Source organism: Eudoraea sp., from assembly GCF_039969275.1.
Taxonomy (GTDB): domain Bacteria; phylum Bacteroidota; class Bacteroidia; order Flavobacteriales; family Flavobacteriaceae; genus Eudoraea.
The window spans coordinates 62,312-81,681 of record NZ_JBDVOC010000002.1 but is presented as its reverse complement, the minus strand read 5'-3'; the positions used below and the strand labels follow the sequence as shown (position 1 = coordinate 81,681).

Below are 19,370 nucleotides of genomic sequence, written 5' to 3'. Positions count from 1 at the left end.
CTATTATTTATCAAGCCCTTAAGTTATTTTCTTAAAAGACTGATGAAAGTTAATCAAAAAGAAACCTTTTTTAAAGTCATTCCGTCCTAATTCCCGGGGGCATAAGGGAATTTTAAAGATTTGTAATATTCCAGGCTTTCATCAGGTAGCTCCACTCCAGGTGGTAGTTCTCTTCCTGAAAAGGTTTGAAAATAGAGAAGGCATGCATTCCTCCACCATTTTGCTTCCTTTAGCTGAATTTCTAAAAGCATTCTTACTTCATTATATGGATCATCAGAAATATAAGTTTTTACTTGCTTCCAGATGCTAATCATTTCTTCCACCTGGTCAACCCCTTTTTGATAATTTAATGCAATTTCATCCCATAGTATTCCTCCATTATTTAATTTATAATCCCAGGGTAAATGATGAAACCACAGGAGGTATTTTTCAGGGCAAGTTTCCGGATCATTAAAAACTTTAGCGATCTCAGGGGCATACTGAGATGTAGCATTACTCCCTGAAGCGGTACGATCAAATCCAATACCGTCCTTATCGGCCTTGTGATAATATGTCGGATTCCATTCTGGCCTGCTCAAATCACTCACCCATGGACCCGGGCCATAATGATGACCTGTATCCATTAAATGGTGTAACCCCAAGGGTGTCATATAGTTAACAACAGCTTCCCTGGAAATGGTCATCATTTCTTTAACGGCTACTACAAACTTTAAGTCGTTGGTATAAGTTAATCGCAACCACTCATCTGCTATAGTTTCGGAACTTAAATAGGGATCCCACGCCAAGCGCCCATAACCATACCAATTGGCTTGTGCAAAAGGATGTCCTGTCCAATTTAAATCTGTACCAATATTTGCCACCCCGGCCATTCCGGATATTTTATTATTGAATAAAGATGCATCGATAACTTTAGCAACTGTGGCATTTTTGCCTTTACTATAAGTCTCAGCGTCTAACACTTCTTCATACAGTTTAGGAAGAAATACCAGATGGGAACTAAAACCAAGATATTCCTGGGTAATTTGGAACTCCATAACCAGCGGTGTATTTGGCATAGCTCCAAACATTGGATGAAAAGGCTCTCTTGGCTGAAAATCAATTGGCCCGTTCTTTACCTGAACCAGAACATTATCCAGGAAATTACCATCATAGGGTACAAATTCTATAAAGGCTTGCTTTGCCCTGTCTGTTGCATCTGTTTCAGAATACACAAAGGCCCTCCATATTATTATTCCACCAAATGGTTGTAATGCGGTTGCCAGCATATTAGCTCCATCTACATGGGTTCTTCCATAATTCTGCGGGCCGGGTTGTCCTTCGGAATTGGCTTTTACCAAAAAACCACCAAAGTCCGGGATAAATTTATAAACCTCCTTTACTTTATTCTTCCACCATTCAATTACGTCCTTATCCAAAGGGTCTGCGGTATTTAATTTTCCAATTTCCATGGGAGCAGAAAACCTGGCCGTTAAATAAACTTTAATCCCATAGGGTCTAAAAACATCAGCTAAGGCAGCTGCCTTTTCTAAATAAGCAGAAGATAATACCAGGGCATTTGCATTTACATTAGTCAATACAGTGGCATTAATTCCTATGGAAGCATTTGCCCGTGCATAGTCTGTATAGCGTTGGTCTATATAATTGGGTAGTTTCTGCCAGTTCCAAAGAGAAAATCCGGCATACCCACGTTCTACTGTGCGGTCAAGATTATCCCAATGATTGAGCATTCGTAATTCAAGTTTTGGTGCTTCAATTATATTTAATCCTGCCAATTCTTTTTGCATTTTCATTAATTGCAACAATTTAAATACCCCATAAAGTATCCCTACTTCTTCGTTCGCTGTAACCAATAGAATACTTTTTCCATTTACCAAAACAGATTTGATAATAAATCCCTCTTTGCCAATCCTTTCAAAATCTCCTTTTAGTACACTCTGTAACTCCTGGTTAAGATCAGCCTTCTTAGCCACCCACATGGTATTCAATAAATTGGGAGAATCCTGCACATCGGATGCTCTTCCTAACATGGCATCAAGACCTCTGACGAGTTCATTCTTCGCAGTTTGCAGAATGGGAGTTTTATTGTTGAAAAATATGGAATTTGTGATCTTTACATATTCCGATCTTACCGTTGATTCTTCTATTTCAGGATATCCCAACCACAATTCATATCCTCCCGGTGTCTGCGAATTGGCATGGAAAATAGTGAGAAAAGTAATTATATAAAATAGTTTTATTTGAGTAAAAGAAATATTGATATTTAGGCAGAGAAGGCCAATATGAAAATTTGAATTCATTGTTCAGTTTTAGTGCAGGCTGGTAGTATTTAACTTTTTAAAATCTACGATTACGCGTCGCATGATTAAGGTCTCTTTATTTTTTAAATTACAAATTTAATTAATACCTAAAGTGTTAAATATTAACTATAGCCCACCCTGGCTTTGAACAGTAAATAAAATGAAATTTTCAAATTTAAAGTAAAATGTAATGGCGGCTAGAGATTGGTTGAATCTTCTTCATCCGCCTCTTTGTGAAAAATCAAATCTTGTTCCTCCATGGCCAAAACAACAAGTTCTATATAATCGTCTATCACATTTTTAATATTTGAAGGGTCTGTAATATCTATTATACCACGCCAAATGAGCTCGCGTTCCTTGCCCACACAGATACAGTATAGGGAAGTCTCTGCATGATAGACCTTATATTCATCATAATAATTCTCATCATAATAAATATCCTGATGTGTTAAATAATCGTCTTTGAATTTACCGTAGTAATTATCTACATCTGCCATTTCTTTTCTAAAGCTCTCTTTGTTTTCTGAGCCAAGAATTTTAGTAAACAAAATGGCATCAAAATCTTTATCCAGGAGGGATTGTTCCATGTCATCAAGTTCTTCTTCAGACCTTTCAGAATCAGTAAATTTAACATCAAATACATCCAAACTGCGCATGGCTTCCACTCCCCTATTGGAAAATTCTCTTTTCATTTTGGTTTCGAATTTCTCCTGAGCTTTATAATTAGAAGTCATCCCCACAATAAGTACATTACTGGCATCAAAAATTACAATGTCCGGATTTTTCCAATTATCTACCAATTCCGTGGACGAACATCCCAATGATAACAATGCAATTAAAATAAGTGCTTTCTTCATATGTTTTAATTAATTTAATAATCGCTTTTGTTTCTCCTTCTTCAGTACACTTGAAACTAAATTAAAAAGCTCCGATTTGATTTCCCTGTATTCTTCTTTATAATAATCCATGCTTCTGGTCAATACTCTGTGGGAATCGCGGTAAGCCCTTTCCAATTCTATTTGATCAACATCATCAATCATTATTTCCAATTTATTTTCGTGAGCCTGAACCTTTTTCATAAGTGAAATGGTTTGTTTCTCCAGATCACTTAGTCCAGTTACAATTACTTTACTTTTCCCAAAAATTTTTGAATCAGCCAATTGTACGGTATAATGCTTTATCAGATTGTTCAAAAACAATTGCTCATCTTTCATAAATCTTAATTCCGATAGCCAGAGTAAGGTTGTCCTATGCATCTCTTCCGGATCTATCCATTCAATATAACGATGCGTGTTTTCCTTGATTTTCATTTTGTTAAATTTTATAATAGCACATATTTAAACTCTAATTGTATTGATATCTAATATTCTATTCCCTTAAGATATTGCCCAGGAATATTTATTATATGATTCCAATTTAGTTTTTTATTAAACCAAAGGAAATGATAAATATCAGGTAGGTATTATGCCAGTTAGGATTAATGTTAGTCCGGTCTTCGCCTTTTTAAAATGCCGCCGGCGTAATTAAATATCTCCGCTTTGAGAATTTGAAACTTCTGTAAACAATTTGCCACATGGGCTTTTAGCTTCTCATGTTCCACATGAACGTCTTCATCAAATTTGTTGTTTTTACTTTCAATGGATCCTCCAAGATTATTTTCATGATGTACTATAAGTTTCTGCATATTAGTCTTATCACTTTTAATATGCTTCAGACGCTCAAGATAGTCTTGTAAACGCTCAAACAAATTAGGCGTATTAGGCTCAAATACATAGGAGTGAAGAAGTTGTTCTATGAATAATAATTCATCGTTCATTAAGAAAAAAGAAGAATTCCATTGCTGTGTTTCTAAATGTAATTTTTGAATGGTATCAAGTTTTTGATCTTTCGTTTTATTTTCCATGTTTTTGAGCCTGATATTTTAAAACTACTCCTGATCAAAAGTATAAGCAATGATATAGATCATGTGATTTTAAAAAATAAGATCAACCGTTTCAAATATTTCAGGAATATGCACATGCCATTTATATACATCCGCAATTTTAATTTTAAATTCTAATAAGGCTTCCCGCTCTCCATGAATCAAAAAAACACGTTCCGGAATATTTTTAATAGAATCCATCCAGTCTAGCAACTCTTTTTGATCTGCATGGGCTGATAAACTTTCTTCGTGATGAATACTGGCTTTCACTGAATAGTATTTTCCAAAAATCTTAAGTTCTTGAGCCCCTTCCAAAAGTGCTCTTCCACGTGTTCCTTCAGCCATGTAACCAACCAATAAAACATTAGTATTCGGATTATCTAGCAATTGTTGCAAATAAGTGAGAATTCTTCCACCTGTAACCATTCCGCTTCCGGCAATAACAATTTTTGGTCTGGGATCGTCTATAGTTTCCCATGTTTGTCTGTAGGAGTCAATAATATTTATGTGGGCACACATCGCCTTATATTCATTTGGAGATAACTTATGCCAATTTGGGAAGCGTTCAAAAATAGAAAGTACGTTGTTGCCCATGGGGCTATCAATAAAAACAGGAATATTTGGTATTTTATTCTTCTTATAAAGCTTCCAGAATAAATACATCAGAGATTGCAGACGTTCTACCGCAAAAGAAGGAATGAGCAGGTTTCCTCTTTCATATAGTGTTTTATTAACAAGGGCAACCAGTCTATCCTCTACCTTATCTTGCGGGTGTAATTTATTGCCATAGGTACTTTCAATAAAAAGAAAATCTGCCCACTCAGGTTTAACTGGCGGATCTAACAAAATATCATTTGGCCTTCCAACATCTCCGGAAAAAACAAAACGCTTACCGGAAATTTCTATTTCGATAAAAGTTGAACCAATTATATGCCCGTTATACCTGAATCTATACCGGATTTTTTCAGAAAGTTGTGTCCATTGGTTAATCTCTTCGGCTCTAAATAGAGCTATTGCATTTTCTGCATCCTGCATGTTATACAATGGTAGCGCCGGCCTATGCTTACTATATCCCTCCTTATTGGCTATTTCTGCTTCTTCCTCATTTATCTTTGCACTATCCAGCAATATTATCTTTGTTATTGCAAGTGTAGGGCCGGTTCCTATAATATTACCTTTAAATCCGGCCTTTACCAATCTGGGTAAATAACCCGTATGATCAAGGTGACCATGCGTTAATAAAACAACATCAATTAAGTTGGCCGAAAAAGGCAATGGTTCCCAATTAGATCTCCTAAGGTCCTTCCTGCCCTGAAACATCCCACAATCTATAAGAATGTTTTGCTCATCTGTTTCAATACAAAATTTAGATCCTGTGACCGTACCCGAAGCCCCTAAAAAATGTATTCTAACCATATTCTCGAGTTTATTGCGTCAAATCTTGCAAAGCCTACCAACTTCGGTGAGAATTTTGGTTTTCCTCATATCCGAAACCCCTAAATGGTCCAGATAAAAGCTATCTTTTAATAATTGACGACATAAGACCACATCACGGCTTAACAAAAATTGTTTCTCTCTTTTTGTTAAAAGTGTTGAAACGGTTATAGGATATAAACCAAGTCTGTCTATACGATTTTTTAAACTATCCCCTTTTGGATAATCCCAACTTAGGAGATAGAGCCCCATACAATTGCCATAAACAATAGCGTCTTTGGTAAAACGGGTATTGGTAGCAACCCAGCATGCGTCGGGCTCTTTGATGTTTGAAGAAGCTTTGTACCATGCATTTTTTACATCCTGGTATCTGGAATAAATATATAAGGGAATCTTAACATTGCAATTACGACCTTGTTCTCCATGAAATTTGCATTCAATAATTATAATCGATCCGTTTTTTTCTGCAACCACATCTATTTCATGGTTAATACATTTCCCGGTAACTGATTTACCAACCTGAGTTTTATATCCCGAATAAATTAATACAGCACTTAAAAACCTTTCAAATGGGAAGCCTGTAGGCCCCAACTCATAGATGGCCTTTTTAAGTTTATATTTGGAAGCAAATACAGGTTTGTTGCGTCTTAAGAAACTATATGCCCTATTGTAGACTTCTTTGGTTGTAATTCCATCATATAGTTCTTCCTTAACCAGAGTTAATATTTGATTAATCAATTTATCGTCTGCCCCGCTCCGTTTGAGTGAAGAGCGTAACTTCTCTTCGGAGAATAACACTTTTTCACCCGAAGCCTTAACTATAAGAAAATCCTCATTTGCCATTATGAGTGATAATTGAGATGGTCTCAAATAAATTTGTAAAATCCTATGCTCTGCTTTTTTTATTAAAAAAATTCCTGACCATGGCTTTGACCTGGTTTTCGGTCATACTATCTGCTTTCTCCACCGTCTTAACTTTTAATGCCAGGGTTTTGTAGTTTTCTTTTAATTCCTTGTAAAATTTGTCATTGGTATCTGCCGGACCAAAAATTGCTATGGCTTCTGCATCTTCTATTGTCTTTGCCAATTCCTTAAAATACAATTTCAATTGATGTTTCTCTCTTTCCAAATATTTGCTATCCTGTACCACATCCTGAGGACCCCATCTAGTCTTGGAACGTGCTCCGCCCTTTGGATGAAAGAATTCAATTTCTGAATAAATGGTCTTGAATCTAACATCTTCATTTTTTAAGGTTACCAAATGTGCCTTTTCTTTATCTAACCAAATCCCTATTTTCTTCATGGATATATTTTTATTAATTAGTATTGACTGTATGTATCGAAATTATAAAGACTAAATAAAACTAAGTCCATACTATGACTTGTCATATGATGTTGATCAGTCACTATAGGGGAGAATAAGAAAGGGTATATTGATATTGAAACTTACTTTCTCAAGAACTGGTTCGCGGGTTAATTTCTCCAAAAAACCGTGTTCGTAATGAATCATTACCAGCATATCTATAGCCAATTCATCAATAAAGTCTGTTATTGCTCTGGTCTTATTGGCAAAATCGGGCATCCAATGAATAGAGTGTTTTATTGGTCCCAAATACTCTCTAAGGGTATATAAATTGGATTTCTGAACCGGGCTCAGTCTTTCTTCTTCATTAATATGAACAATACATACAGACGAATCACAATACGAAGCGAATGTTCGAAGAGGTTGCAGGACTTTAGCATTGTAATTCTTCTTGTAGTCTGTAGCAAAAGCAATCTCTTTAGGTAACACAAATTCCTTTTCCCCTGGTATGGTTAATATTGGACAATCCTTAATAGCGTTTATGGATTTGATCACATTACTAGCTAAAAAAATGGATTTGGCCCCGGTCTTCCCTTTATTACCCATTACAACAAGATCTGCATTTGTTTCTTTTATGGCATGCTGTAGAGCATCAACTAGATTTTGATTTTTTGAATGAATACCAAAATGATGTTTACTATTCGCGGTATCAAGATTAATTCTATGCAAAAAAGCATATAAACCCTCCATAGACTCCTCCCCCAGTTGCTGTAATAAACTTAAGTTACGCCCTGCAGCCTGGCAATTACTTTTTAGTGGGGTATGCTCAGTATAAGCATTGAGAATATGGAATGAACAATTGTGATTTTCAAACAATTTCGTAGCGTAAAAAAGCGCATTGTAGGCATTATTGGAAAAATCCGTGGCTATAAGAATATTTTTCATTGAAATTTAAGATTTACATTACGGAATAACCATAAAAGGGATGCTAACATGAAACCCTATTTTCTTAATAACTGGCTCTATAAAAAGACTTTCCAAAAAGGTGTGTTTGTTTTGGATCATTGCCAACATGTTCATCTTGTTTTCTAATTGGAAATTATTTATTCCTGTTATGATTTCCTGATTTGGGAGGTTATGGAACAAATGGGGGATTTTTTCTATTATTTTTTCCAGTTTGGCCTTATTTTGCGATTGAATTTCGGTAAGATCATAGCCGCTTGAAATATGAATGACTTCAATACTGGAGTTGTGTATTTGGGATAAATTAAGAAGACCTTCTAATTGCTTTTCACTGTATTCAACTTCATAGTCTGTTGGAAAAAGCATTTTTTTGGGTGTTTCATATTGAAAATCCGCGGGAATTGCAATCACAGGGCAGGTAGCTTTTTTAATAACGTGTACCGTATGTGTGCCCAGGAAAATTTCTTTTGCACCGGTTGCTCCCTGAGTACCCATAATAACCAAATCGGCTTCTTCACTTGCAACCATTGCAGATACCTCATCAACAAGGATATTGAAAGCAGAATGTGGTATTAGAGTATGCTTTGGATTCTTGAACTCCTTTTCAAGTTGTTTTTTCAATTCTTCCAGTTGATTTATAGATTCTGATTGGTAAATATCTCCCAGACCAATCTGACCGGGGCTGTGTAATAAATATTCAGTTTGGTAAATTGCCGGGGTATAAGTATTCAAAAGATAAAAAGTTGCCTCCTCATCCTTTAAGAGGTTCATGGCATAAGAGATCGCATTATATGCGTTATAGGAAAAATCGGTAGGAAGAATTATTTTTTTCATCGGTACATATTTTAAATATTAACGTGACAGATTTTGCAAAACCAAAAATGGTATTTTTATGTGTAACCCTATTTTTTCAATTGTGGATTGATTCAACATTTGCTCAAGATGTGAATGTCTGGAATTGACCATTATTAACAGGTCTATTTCTTTATGCACAATATATTTTGTGATTGCTATGGTTTTATCCTTCCCATCTGTTGTTTCAAAAAACAAGTTTGCTTTGTACAAACATTCTTTTAAAAATCGCATATTATCTTCCTGCCGAAGCGAAAGTTTCTTGTTAGAATCTATATAAAGCATATGAATGGATGACCTAAAGGAACCAGTTAGTTCACACAATAGTTTTAATTCCCTCCTTTTATGAGGCACTAAATAATCTGAAGGAAACAGAAGTTGTTTTGGCGGATGGTATTTGTAATTTTCGGGTATGGCAAGAACAGGGCACTGCACGTATTTCAAAACCTGAATAGTCTTGCTACCGAAGGTTATTGTTCTATCATTAGTTTCGCCCCTTGTACCCATTAACACAATATCCGCATTCTCCATATTTATAAGATCATTGATCTCATCTGTAAGTGTTCCAAAGGCGGAAATTGATTTGAATTTATGTCTTGGATTAGGCGAATACTCAAATATGTCTTTTATAATTTTTTTTAGTTGTTTTTCAGAATTCTTATAGGTTAGCTCCTTTAGCTCGTCCAACTTACTGCGCTCAATTACTCTGTCTTGTTGATATACCTCATCAGCATATGCGTGCAAGATAAAAAAGTCACATCTTGTATATTTGAATAATTGACAGGCATATTTGAGTGCATTAAATGCGTTTTTAGAAAAATCTGTGGGCACTACAACTTTCCGCATAACCAATTTATCTTAATAACCGTACTAAAATTAATACTAAGCAAGACAAGAAACCATGACATTAATCAGTTACTGAACTTTATAACTTTTCTAAATTAGCAACATGTAATTTTAAGAAAATGAAACAAAGTTTTAGCAAATTAACCGCCGGCAATATCCCTGTTCTTGTTGATTTTTTCGCAGATTGGTGTGGACCATGCAAAATGCTTGCCCCCATCCTTAAACAGGTTAAAGAAGAATTGGGAGATAATATTAAAATTATAAAGATAGATGTGGATAAAAATCAATCTATTGCTTCTAAATATCAGGTAAGGGGTGTTCCAACAATGCTGCTCTTCAAGGATAAAAAGCAAGTTTGGAGGCAATCAGGAGTTTTGCCAAAAGATGAAATAATTAATATTGTGGAATCCTTTAGGTAATTATATCACAACTAAAGGATTGCATTCCATTATCGCTTTTTATTGAAATTAGTCAAGAACTAAGTAATGCAGTAATCTTAGCCATTAATTATTCATGTAATACCAAAAATGGGATATCTGTGTGGTAACTAATTTCTTCTACAGCAGGCCTAAAGAGAATTCTTTGAAAAAAGTTTAGATTTTTGGCCACCATGGCCACAAGATCTATATCCCTGCTTTCAACGAAACACTGAATGGAAGTTTCCAATTTGGAACCGGTTAAGGAATGGAAACTATGGTCAATACCTCTCAGATAATCATGTAAAAACTCTTTATTACTCAATTGTTCTTCACTCAACATTTCACCTTTTTTAGAAATATGAACAACTCGTAATACAGAATTGTTCATTGTTGCCATCTCAATAAGACTGTCCAGGACTTTTATGTCATAGGCAATATGAAAGTCTGTCGGAAAGGCGAGCTCTTTTGGTGTTTTAAAAGTGCTATTTTCGGGCACCGCTAATAAGGGGCATTTTACTTTAGTAATCACATCACCAGTATTGCTGCCCATTGAAACTTTTTTAAGTCCAGTTGCCCCTTTAGTGCCCATTATTATAAGGTCAATCTTTTTGTCTTCAACTTCCCTCTTAATAGCATCTACAAAAAAGTCATACTTTGCTATGGAAACAAAAGAATGTAAGGCATTATTGTGATGTTCTTCAATATACTTTAAAAGTTTTTTAAGGTCTTTTTTACTCTCAGTTAAAACGGTTTCCTTAAGTAGTACCGAGGTGCCCCTGACTGAAGACCCGGCACCTGAATATGGAGGGATTGGATTGATGTGAATGATGTGAAAAATACATTTGGTTTTTTTGAATAATTCAAGCCCGTAATTAATTGCATTACGTGCATTTTCGGAAAAATCTGTCGGGATTAAAATACGTTGCATTTCAGTCTGATTTGTTTAAGAACAAAACTACGATCACTAAATAAACCATAAAATGATTATCATCATGTTCACCACTTTTGCATACTCAAAAATTTAATAAGGAATCCTTTGTAAGCGATCCATATCTAAAATTTTAATATCTCTATCCTTAATCTCAATAATACCCTCTTTCTTGAAAGTAGATAAGGTTCTAATCAGTGTTTCAGTTGCCATTCCAGCAACACTTGCAAGGTCACTCCTTAAGACGTGAATATTTCCGGCTTCATCCTCCTGTAATTTTTCGGCAAATTTAAGCAAGGTAGACGCAGTTTTTTTGCGCACAGAACCGTATGCCATCTGCAACAACTGCTCTTTGATCTGTGAAAGATTTTCGGACAAAAGTTGTAACAACTCCATTACCAATTCTCCATTTTGCTCCAAAACCATTTTTAATTGATCCTTATGAAGGCCAATTAGGACAGAATCCTCCATGGCAGTGGCATATTCCTGGTATGGTATATTCTTAGTAAAACTGGTAAACCCGAAAAAATCATCTGCCTTGTAAATTCCAGTGATCAACTCCTTCCCCTGTTCATCCAATTTGTGAGTTTTGGCATTCCCCTTTATTACCAAATACACCAAATTAGAATTGTCGCCTTCCCTGTAAATTGAATCACCCAAATGAAACCTGAATTCCTCACCGTTATCATCAATAAAATTTTTCAGCTGATGAATACTCCTAACACGAGCTTCACTTACTAAATTATTGTATAACCTTTCTTGTTCCGCTTCTTTAAGAATGCTAGACTTGGCTATCCTACTTTCAATGGCTCCAATAAGTTCCGATTCTTCAAATGGTTTAGTCAGATAGTCATCCGCTCCCATTTCCATTCCCAGTCTAATATCCTTTCGTTCTGTTTTAGCAGAGAGAAAAATAAAGGGGATTGACTTGGTATTATTATCTTCGGACAGGGCGGCTAAAACACCATATCCATCTAATTTTGGCATCATTATATCGCATATGATAACATCCGGGTGACTAGCTTTAGCTACCAAAACTCCTTTTTCCCCGTCAGGAGCGGTAAGGACTTTGTAATTTGATAATTCCAATAATTCTGCCGTATTCTCCCTTAAAGGCTTGTCATCTTCAATTAATAAAACCTTTTTGATCATAATAGTAGTTGTTACGGTTTAAAAAGAACACCCTTTGCTCTAAACAAAATTAGCTAGTATTCTTCAAGATTGCCATTAAGAGGAAGTACTACCGTGAATTTACTCCCTTTGTTTTCCACACTTTTAAAGTTAATATTCCCTCCCAGGTTCTCAACATGTGATTTGACAATATTCAGGCCTATACCGGTACCCTGAGTCAGTAGTACATTGTCTGCCCGGAAGTACAGGTTAAATATGTGCTTTTGATCCTCTTTTGGAATACCAATTCCCTTGTCTATAACATGGAAGCCAATCTCATCGTTACTAATATCTATTTTTAAATCTATTTCAGTGTCTTCTGGAGAATACTTAATGGCGTTATGCAATAAATTGGTTAACACCAATGAAATAATCTTCTCATCCTGATTTATTATGACGTCCTCTATATTAGGAGGATAATTAATTTTTTGTCCTGTTTTTAAAAGCATATTCGCATTATAAATCACTTCATTAACAACTTTGCTAAGCGAAAAATCGGTAAGTCTATAAATTTCTTTTCCTTTTTCAAGTCGCTCAATAGATAAGAAATCATTCAATATCCCCGTAAGATGATGTACTCCGGTTGTAATGGATTTTAAATGTTTATCCCTAATATTCTGCTGTTCAGCAGATTTATATTTACCAACTAAGGTGGCCGATGTAAGAATAGTGCTCAAAGGAGTTTTAAACTCGTGAGAAACCATTGAAAGGAATTTGGTCTTTAGATTGTTCAATTCCTTTTCTTTTACCAAGGCTTCCTTAAGTTCCTGTGTTCTAAGTGAAACTGTTTTTTCCAGTTTTTGAGTATAATTTTTTCGTTCAGAAATATCCAGGACAAAGGCTACTATCAAAATTTTAACACCAAGGCTGGAGGATTGCAAATGAATTTCCGAAGGATAAGTTGTTCCATCCTTACGCCTAAAATGGGTTTCAAATGTAATTTTCTTTTTACTACTTGATTTTATGGGATCCAGAATCTCCCTGAACCGATTTTCGGTAATACCCGTTATAAGTTCTTTTATTGTTAATTTTTTAATTTCTCTAATTGTATATCCCGTATTCTTCAGCGCCCCATAATTCACGTGTGAAAACCTGAGTGTTTCCACATCAAAAACATATATCTCGTTAAGTGATTCATCAAAAATCTTTAGAAAATGTCTTATCTCTTCTTCCGCTTTTACACGGTTGGTTATATTATTTTGAATTCCCACAAAATGTGTGATCTTGCCATCTTGATTTCGAATTGGATTAATAGAGACTTCATTCCAGAATAAGGTGCCGTCCTTTTTATAATTCCTTACTTGTACCTGGCATTTTTTACCTGCTCTTATGGCCTTATGCATTATTTGAACCCCTCTTTGATCATTATCGTCTTTCTGGAGAAACCGGCAATTTTTATTTAGGGCTTCAGATTCTGAATATCCGGTAAGTTTCCTAAATGCCTTGTTCACAAATATAATTGGATGATCCTCCTTTAATGCATCTGAAATGACAATACCGTTTTGGGTAGCGTCCAAAGCTTCACTTTTTACATTTAAGTTTTTTTCAATTTCCATACTTTCAGACAAATCATAGACTAGTGCCAGAACATAGGTCCTTTCATAAATTATAAAAGGATTAAACTTAATGGTCACGGGAAATTCCTTGCCTGATTTTCTCCTTCCCTGCACACAACGTCCACCAGCCATTGAATCTTTCTTTGTGCTTTTGAAGTATTTTTTAAGATGTTCTTTATGGACATTTTTATACTTATCAGGAATTATTTCAGAAAGCGGTTTTCCTAAAAGTTCATGAAGCGAATAATCAAAGAGACGTGCTGCTTTTTTGTTTATAGAGACAATTTGCTGATCCTGATTTACTATTATTATTCCCTCTGATACCGCTTCGGAGAGTAAATGGAAAATATTAATATTTTTATCAAAAACATGCATCTATTAAGATTTGGAATGAATATTCCGAAAGCAAAATGTAAGCTTTAACTATACCTTAAAAGTAATCACAGGTAAATTTGCGTGATTAACTACATCTTCACCGATGCTACCTTTAAAAAAATGTGCTATTCCACTTCTTCCATGAGTAGGAATAGCTATTAAATTGGCATGTACATCATTCGCATGATTAAAAATGCCTCTTTCAATTGAATAATCTGAGATATAAATCATTTCAATATTCGCGGGAATGGCTCCATTATGAGCTACTTTCAGGAATAACTCAGCTTTCTTTTTAGTCTCTCCTGAACTCATGAATTCTTCATTAGGTAAATTCACATATACCAGATGAAGCTTAACGTCCCATTTCTCGAAAAGAGCCCGTGCATCATTGTAAGCTTTTACACTCTCAACATTAAGATCACATGCAAAAACTACTAATTTAGGATTGAAAAAAGGAGAAGGTTCTTTTATTACTAAAACAGGAATATCAGAAGAGCGTACTACCTTTTCAGTATTGGAACCTACGAAAATCTCACTAACCCCGCTGGCCCCATGTGAGCCCATAATTATCAAGTCAATATTGTTTTCTTTGGCTACCTGATTAATCTCACTGAAGATCTTATAGTTTTGAACCATTTCGGTAACTTTAAGGTCTTTTAAAAAAGGTTTATTCAAAAAAGTTTCATAACGCTTTTTGGCCAGTTTCATATAAAAGTGAGCCTCAGCAGCTTCCTCAGATTCACTTTTGGTTAAATAGGCTTCAGAAAGGCCCATCATATGAAGTACAATAATCTCTGCACTAAAATCCTTTGCCAGTTTAGCAGCAACTTCAAGCGCATATCCTGCATGTTCGGAAAAATCTACCGGGACTAATATTTTTTTCATGGTCGTTTAATTAAAAAATCTTATTCAATACTTTTTAAAGGTTTCCTTTCTCTTTTTGAGCTGGTTTTGCAATTCCTTTATTGTAGTGGCAGCGGCCTTTTCAAAATTATCCTGATTGGATTTAGCAAATAATCTGGGGCCGGGTGCACTTAATTGTATTTCACATATTTTACCTAAACCAGATGGGTCATTCTCTAATTTAAAAAAGACATCTGCCTTTATGATCCAATCATATTTATTTGCCAGTTTTTCCAATTTGGAAGTAATAATAGCGGTCATAGATTCGCTTGTTGGCATTTGAACATATTGAATATTTATTGTCATAATTATACTTTTTAGAGTTTGTAATAAAGATCGTACTGAGCACATTGGTAAACTATGACATTTATCATTGTTGATTGGTGTCTAGTCATAATTATTCCGATATATTATCCACTAATTTAGAGATACCTATTAAACTGGCAAAACAATAAGTGAGGAGATCAAGACCTAAGTTTATTACTTTCTTTAAGCAAGACAATAAGGACTCCAAGTATAATTATATTTTTAACTATGTATTGACCTAAAAGGCTAAGACCAAAAGGAGTCATTGAGAATACAAGATCGGGGAAATAGAGAAATGGCAGGAAAGTCAGGATAATATGGACCAATGCCAGTTTTAGAGCAAATTTTTCAAAAAGGTTGCTTATTAGTAACAACCCTATCACGGTTTCCCAAATTGCAAGTAAGAGTATTGATAGATCAGGGGCCAGAAATCCATATGTCAACCGGCTAATAGTCGCTTTGGCAAGGTCCTCAGCCGGACTTACACCAGCGAAGAATTTCAGCATGCCAAACCATAGATAAACAATACCAATAGTTACTGAAATTATGTTGATTTTTTTATTCCTGCTTATTAATCGTGCTACTAGTTCCTTCATTTTTTTCCAAAAAAGCTAAACTAAGTATCCCCATTGAATTAAAAAGTGACAAATGTCATCTTTCTCTAATATTTTTTCATTTATTGTTTTATTTTACTAATACCACAGTTTTCTGACAGGTAATCTATTAAATAGTGTTGATTTTTGTTTGTAATTAGACAGTAGAAGGGAAAATTAAACAAGCAGCAAATACAATCTGATCATCATTATCAAATCTTAATCGCAAGAGTATTTTTTTCTTCACTTGAGGAAAGCAGCTGTCACAATGATTAAAATCATTTGTGTTAAATAACAATGCACGTAGTTTTGTTATTCAATAGATAATCATCAGAGATCAAAGAACCATCCTGGAGAACTGTATTTGATCATCTTTATTAATTGTTATGAGAGATTCATCATTAAACACATTAATTGTAGAAAATTCAAAAGTGCATTGTACTATAATAGCACGGATGGTGCAAAATCATGATGACCTTAATTTGGTGGCAGCCTGTAGTAATGCCATAGACGCTAATAGAATCATTAAATACCATAAAATAGATTTAATACTTCTCGATATTGAAATGCCTTTTATTGATGGTTTCCATCTTCTGGATTCTTTGGATCAGAAAATAGAGGTCATAATAATATCCGGTAATTCTAATTATGCCCTAAAGGCCTTTGACTACGGCGTAACAGACTTTTTGTTAAAACCTTTAAATATTGATCGTTTTAACAATGCCATCCTAAAAGTGGTAATAAAACAATACATGAAAGGAAATAAAATTGAAGATGATCCCGATTTTTTGATGGTGCGAAGTAATATGAAAAACAAGAGTATTAATACAAAGGAAATTAAATGGGTCGAGGCCTTAGGTGACTACATACAGATAATTACAGAAAAAGAAAAAGTTATTGCCCTGAGTACTATGAAATCAATCTCGGACAAGCTTCCGAATGACAAGTTTCTTAGGATTCATAGATCATATATTGTAAATTTAAACAAGGTTGAAAAATTCGGCTGTACAACTGTGGAGATAGATGAACATCAAATACCCATGAGCAGAAAGCAAAAACCTAAACTTGAATTTCTTTTGGAAAAAAGTTAATAGTAAGCAAGTTAATTCAGACCCAACAACTCAAAATAAGCTTAATGAGATGCGTTCCTTTTTCGTTTAGATTTCTTTTTAGCTTAATAATAATTTCTGCCTTTGCAGGCTGTAATGATGGCCCGGAAAAGATATTGCCTTTAAAAGTAACTATCACAGAATCTGTATATTCCTCGGTAACCATTCAACCTGATAGCCTTTATCAGGTATATGCGGCTGTAGGAGGCATTCTGGATAAAAATTTTGTTGACGAGGGCGATTCAGTGTCCAAAGGAACACCTGTAGCTCAAATCATTAATAATGCCCCAAAGTTAAACACTGAAAATGCCAAACTAAATCTTGAATTGGCAAGAGAGAATTACAGCGGTAGTAATGCCATAATAAGGGCGTTACTTGATGAAATTAATGCCGCAGAACTTAGATATAAGAATGATTCTGTAAATTTCTGCAGACAACAAAACCTTTGGGAACAAAATATAGGATCCAAGGTAGAATACGAAAATCGAAAACTGGCTTATGAATTGTCAGGTAACAATTTGGCCTTACTTAAAGGTAATTTTGAACGAACAAAGTCAGAATTAAATACAAAATTAAAGCAGGCAGAAAACAATTACCAAACTTCTTTGATAACAACCGAAGATTTTACAGTACATAGTAAAATCAATGGAAAGCTCTACGCACTTTACAAAAATCAGGGTGAAATAATTAATACGATGGAGCCTATTGCAGCTATAGGAAGTGCAGATGATTTTATAATTGAAATGTTAGTTGATGAGGTTGATATCGTCAAGCTGAAAATTGGTCAAACAGCTCTAATTACTCTTGATGCTTATGGGTCAAAAGTATATTCTGCAACCATTAATAAGATTTATCCAAGAAAGGATGAGCGGTCTCAGACTTTTAAAATCGAAGCCAAATTTAAAGACCCTCCGGAAATACTTTACCCAGGTCTGGCGGGTGAAGGCAATATTATTGTTTCCCAAAAAGAAAATGCCCTGACCATTCCCAAAGCATATCTTATAGGCGAGAACCAGGTGAAAACAGAAGAGGGGATTGTAGAAATTATAACCGGCATACAAGATATGGAACGCATTGAAGTTCGATCAGGTCTGGATGCTGATACTTATGTATTTAAACCAGAACAATGACAAATTGGAAAGTCATACTAGGTATTGCCAAAACACATCTGCTAACAAAGATGAAGTCTACCGTAACGGCTTCACTCGGAGTTACTTTTGGTATTGGGGCCTATATTACGTTGGTAAGCTTTATGACAGGTTTAAACGGAATGTTAGATGATCTGGTTCTTAACCAAACCCCACATATCCATATGTATAATGAAATTGAACCTTCCTCGGAACAGCCAATTTCATTATATAAAAAATTTGATGGAGGCTTAAATGTAGTTCACTCCATTAAGCCTAAACAAGGCCAGCTAAAAATACATAACGCCCTACCCATATTACATTATTTAAAAGATCAGGAAAATGTGAAAGGCGCAACGCCTCAACTCCGATCCCAGATATTTTATTTATCCGGCTCCATTGAACTTGGGGGTAACCTTGTAGGTATAGATATTATGGAGGAAGTGCGCTTATCAAATATTCAGGATAATATTATTGAAGGAAGTCCGGAGGCACTCAAAAATACAGACAATGGTATTTTACTCGGTTCCGGCCTTGCCAAAAAAATGTCACTGAGCGTTGGCAACCGAATACAAATCAGTACTGTTAAGGGAATTGTTTTTCCCTTAAAGATAGTTGGGATCTATCAAAGCGGAATTGCGGAAATAGACAATGTTCAAAGTTTTGCAAATCTTAAAACCGTGCAAAGAATACAAGGAGAAGCCGAAAACTATATTACAGATATCAATATTAAACTCTATGACATCGCAGAAGCTGTACCCATGGCCAGGCAGTTGGAAAAACAGTTTAAAATTAAAGCAACTGACATAAATGAAGCAAATGCTCAGTTCGAAACGGGAAGTAATATTCGCAATATTATTACCTACGCCGTTTCTATAACCCTGCTTATTGTGGCAGGCTTCGGAATTTATAATATTCTGAATATGCTTATTTATGAAAAAATGAAAGACATTGCCATCCTGAAGGCAACAGGGTTTTCGGGAAAAGATGTGCAACTAATATTTATGAGTCAGGCAATGATAATAGGTGTAGCCGGAGGAATTATTGGGTTAATAATAGGTTTTTTTTTATCTAGAGTTATTGATAATATACCTTTCGAAACCGAAGCACTACCTACAATAAGTACATTCCCGGTAAATTATAACCCGGGCTATTATGTTATTGGAATTGTATTTGCCCTAATTTCTACATTTATTGCCGGATACCTACCCTCAAATAAGGCTAGAAAAATTGATCCTGTGCGTATAATACGCGGAACCTAATTAACG

Annotated in this window: 20 protein-coding genes; 4 read left to right on the top strand and 16 right to left on the bottom strand. The window is 35.0% G+C overall.

The window, feature by feature from the left end; translation table 11 throughout:
* Nucleotides 1-86 precede the first annotated feature (86 nt).
* The 10 genes from ABJH90_RS00440 to ABJH90_RS00395 all read right to left on the bottom strand — a co-directional run bounded on the left by ABJH90_RS00440 (nt 87) and on the right by ABJH90_RS00395 (nt 9,616).
* The gene (locus ABJH90_RS00440) at nt 87-2,297 is read right to left on the bottom strand and encodes an alpha-glucuronidase family glycosyl hydrolase (protein ID WP_348139555.1); all 2,211 of its coding nucleotides are present in this window, start codon (nt 2,295-2,297) and stop codon (nt 87-89) included.
* 197 nt (nt 2,298-2,494) lie between these two features.
* On the bottom strand, nt 2,495-3,154 hold the full coding sequence (locus ABJH90_RS00435) for a hypothetical protein (RefSeq protein ID WP_348139553.1): 660 nt from the start codon (nt 3,152-3,154) through the stop codon (nt 2,495-2,497).
* Between the two features lie 9 nt (nt 3,155-3,163).
* On the bottom strand, nt 3,164-3,607 hold the full coding sequence (locus tag ABJH90_RS00430; RefSeq protein ID WP_348139551.1) for a hypothetical protein: 444 nt from the start codon (nt 3,605-3,607) through the stop codon (nt 3,164-3,166).
* Nucleotides 3,608-3,780: 173 nt separating this feature from the next.
* Nucleotides 3,781-4,200, bottom strand: a complete 420-nt coding sequence (locus ABJH90_RS00425) for a hypothetical protein (RefSeq protein ID WP_348139549.1) — start codon at nt 4,198-4,200, stop codon at nt 3,781-3,783.
* 69 nt (nt 4,201-4,269) lie between these two features.
* Nucleotides 4,270-5,634 carry an MBL fold metallo-hydrolase gene (locus ABJH90_RS00420; RefSeq protein ID WP_348139547.1) on the bottom strand — a complete coding sequence of 455 codons (1,365 nt, stop codon included), beginning with the start codon at nt 5,632-5,634 and terminating at the stop codon, nt 4,270-4,272.
* Nucleotides 5,635-5,652: 18 nt separating this feature from the next.
* Nucleotides 5,653-6,495: an ATP cone domain-containing protein gene (locus ABJH90_RS00415; protein WP_348139545.1), complete on the bottom strand. Its 843-nt coding sequence runs from the start codon at nt 6,493-6,495 to the stop codon at nt 5,653-5,655.
* 43 nt (nt 6,496-6,538) lie between these two features.
* Nucleotides 6,539-6,955, bottom strand: a complete 417-nt coding sequence (locus tag ABJH90_RS00410) for a hypothetical protein (RefSeq protein WP_348139542.1) — start codon at nt 6,953-6,955, stop codon at nt 6,539-6,541.
* Nucleotides 6,956-7,051: 96 nt separating this feature from the next.
* Nucleotides 7,052-7,900 carry a universal stress protein gene (locus ABJH90_RS00405; RefSeq protein ID WP_348139540.1) on the bottom strand — a complete coding sequence of 283 codons (849 nt, stop codon included), beginning with the start codon at nt 7,898-7,900 and terminating at the stop codon, nt 7,052-7,054.
* Nucleotides 7,901-7,918: 18 nt separating this feature from the next.
* Nucleotides 7,919-8,752, bottom strand: coding sequence for a universal stress protein (locus tag ABJH90_RS00400; RefSeq protein ID WP_348139538.1), 834 nt, complete (start codon nt 8,750-8,752; stop codon nt 7,919-7,921).
* 18 nt (nt 8,753-8,770) lie between these two features.
* Nucleotides 8,771-9,616, bottom strand: a complete 846-nt coding sequence (locus tag ABJH90_RS00395; RefSeq protein ID WP_348139536.1) for a universal stress protein — start codon at nt 9,614-9,616, stop codon at nt 8,771-8,773.
* A 119-nt stretch (nt 9,617-9,735) separates the two neighbouring features.
* On the opposite strand from ABJH90_RS00395, the gene trxA reads away from it, so the two are divergent.
* Complete coding sequence (gene trxA, locus ABJH90_RS00390; RefSeq protein ID WP_348139534.1) at nt 9,736-10,035, top strand: thioredoxin; 300 nt, start codon at nt 9,736-9,738, stop codon at nt 10,033-10,035.
* Nucleotides 10,036-10,123: 88 nt separating this feature from the next.
* Here trxA and ABJH90_RS00385 read toward each other — a convergent pair whose 3' ends face one another.
* The 6 genes from ABJH90_RS00385 to ABJH90_RS00360 all read right to left on the bottom strand — a co-directional run bounded on the left by ABJH90_RS00385 (nt 10,124) and on the right by ABJH90_RS00360 (nt 15,869).
* A complete protein-coding gene (locus ABJH90_RS00385) occupies nt 10,124-10,963 on the bottom strand; it encodes a universal stress protein (RefSeq protein ID WP_348139532.1) in 840 nt (279 codons plus the stop codon).
* A 93-nt stretch (nt 10,964-11,056) separates the two neighbouring features.
* Nucleotides 11,057-12,112: a response regulator gene (locus tag ABJH90_RS00380; RefSeq protein WP_348139713.1), complete on the bottom strand. Its 1,056-nt coding sequence runs from the start codon at nt 12,110-12,112 to the stop codon at nt 11,057-11,059.
* A 56-nt stretch (nt 12,113-12,168) separates the two neighbouring features.
* Complete coding sequence (locus tag ABJH90_RS00375; protein WP_348139529.1) at nt 12,169-14,064, bottom strand: PAS domain S-box protein; 1,896 nt, start codon at nt 14,062-14,064, stop codon at nt 12,169-12,171.
* 48 nt (nt 14,065-14,112) lie between these two features.
* Complete coding sequence (locus ABJH90_RS00370; RefSeq protein WP_348139526.1) at nt 14,113-14,949, bottom strand: universal stress protein; 837 nt, start codon at nt 14,947-14,949, stop codon at nt 14,113-14,115.
* Nucleotides 14,950-14,973: 24 nt separating this feature from the next.
* On the bottom strand, nt 14,974-15,273 hold the full coding sequence (locus tag ABJH90_RS00365) for an HPF/RaiA family ribosome-associated protein (RefSeq protein WP_348139524.1): 300 nt from the start codon (nt 15,271-15,273) through the stop codon (nt 14,974-14,976).
* Between the two features lie 158 nt (nt 15,274-15,431).
* Complete coding sequence (locus ABJH90_RS00360) at nt 15,432-15,869, bottom strand: doxx family protein (protein WP_348139521.1); 438 nt, start codon at nt 15,867-15,869, stop codon at nt 15,432-15,434.
* 383 nt (nt 15,870-16,252) lie between these two features.
* On the opposite strand from ABJH90_RS00360, the gene ABJH90_RS00355 reads away from it, so the two are divergent.
* From ABJH90_RS00355 to ABJH90_RS00345, 3 genes are read left to right on the top strand one after another with little or no spacing between them, the layout of a single operon-like run.
* Nucleotides 16,253-16,957 (top strand): LytTR family DNA-binding domain-containing protein, encoded by a 705-nt coding sequence (locus ABJH90_RS00355; protein WP_348139519.1) that lies wholly within the window; start codon nt 16,253-16,255, stop codon nt 16,955-16,957.
* A 44-nt stretch (nt 16,958-17,001) separates the two neighbouring features.
* On the top strand, nt 17,002-18,105 hold the full coding sequence (locus ABJH90_RS00350) for an efflux RND transporter periplasmic adaptor subunit (RefSeq protein WP_348139517.1): 1,104 nt from the start codon (nt 17,002-17,004) through the stop codon (nt 18,103-18,105).
* The gene (locus tag ABJH90_RS00345; RefSeq protein ID WP_348139514.1) at nt 18,102-19,364 is read left to right on the top strand and encodes an FtsX-like permease family protein; all 1,263 of its coding nucleotides are present in this window, start codon (nt 18,102-18,104) and stop codon (nt 19,362-19,364) included. Before ABJH90_RS00350 ends, ABJH90_RS00345 begins: the two co-directional genes overlap by 4 nt.
* Nucleotides 19,365-19,370 lie beyond the last annotated feature (6 nt).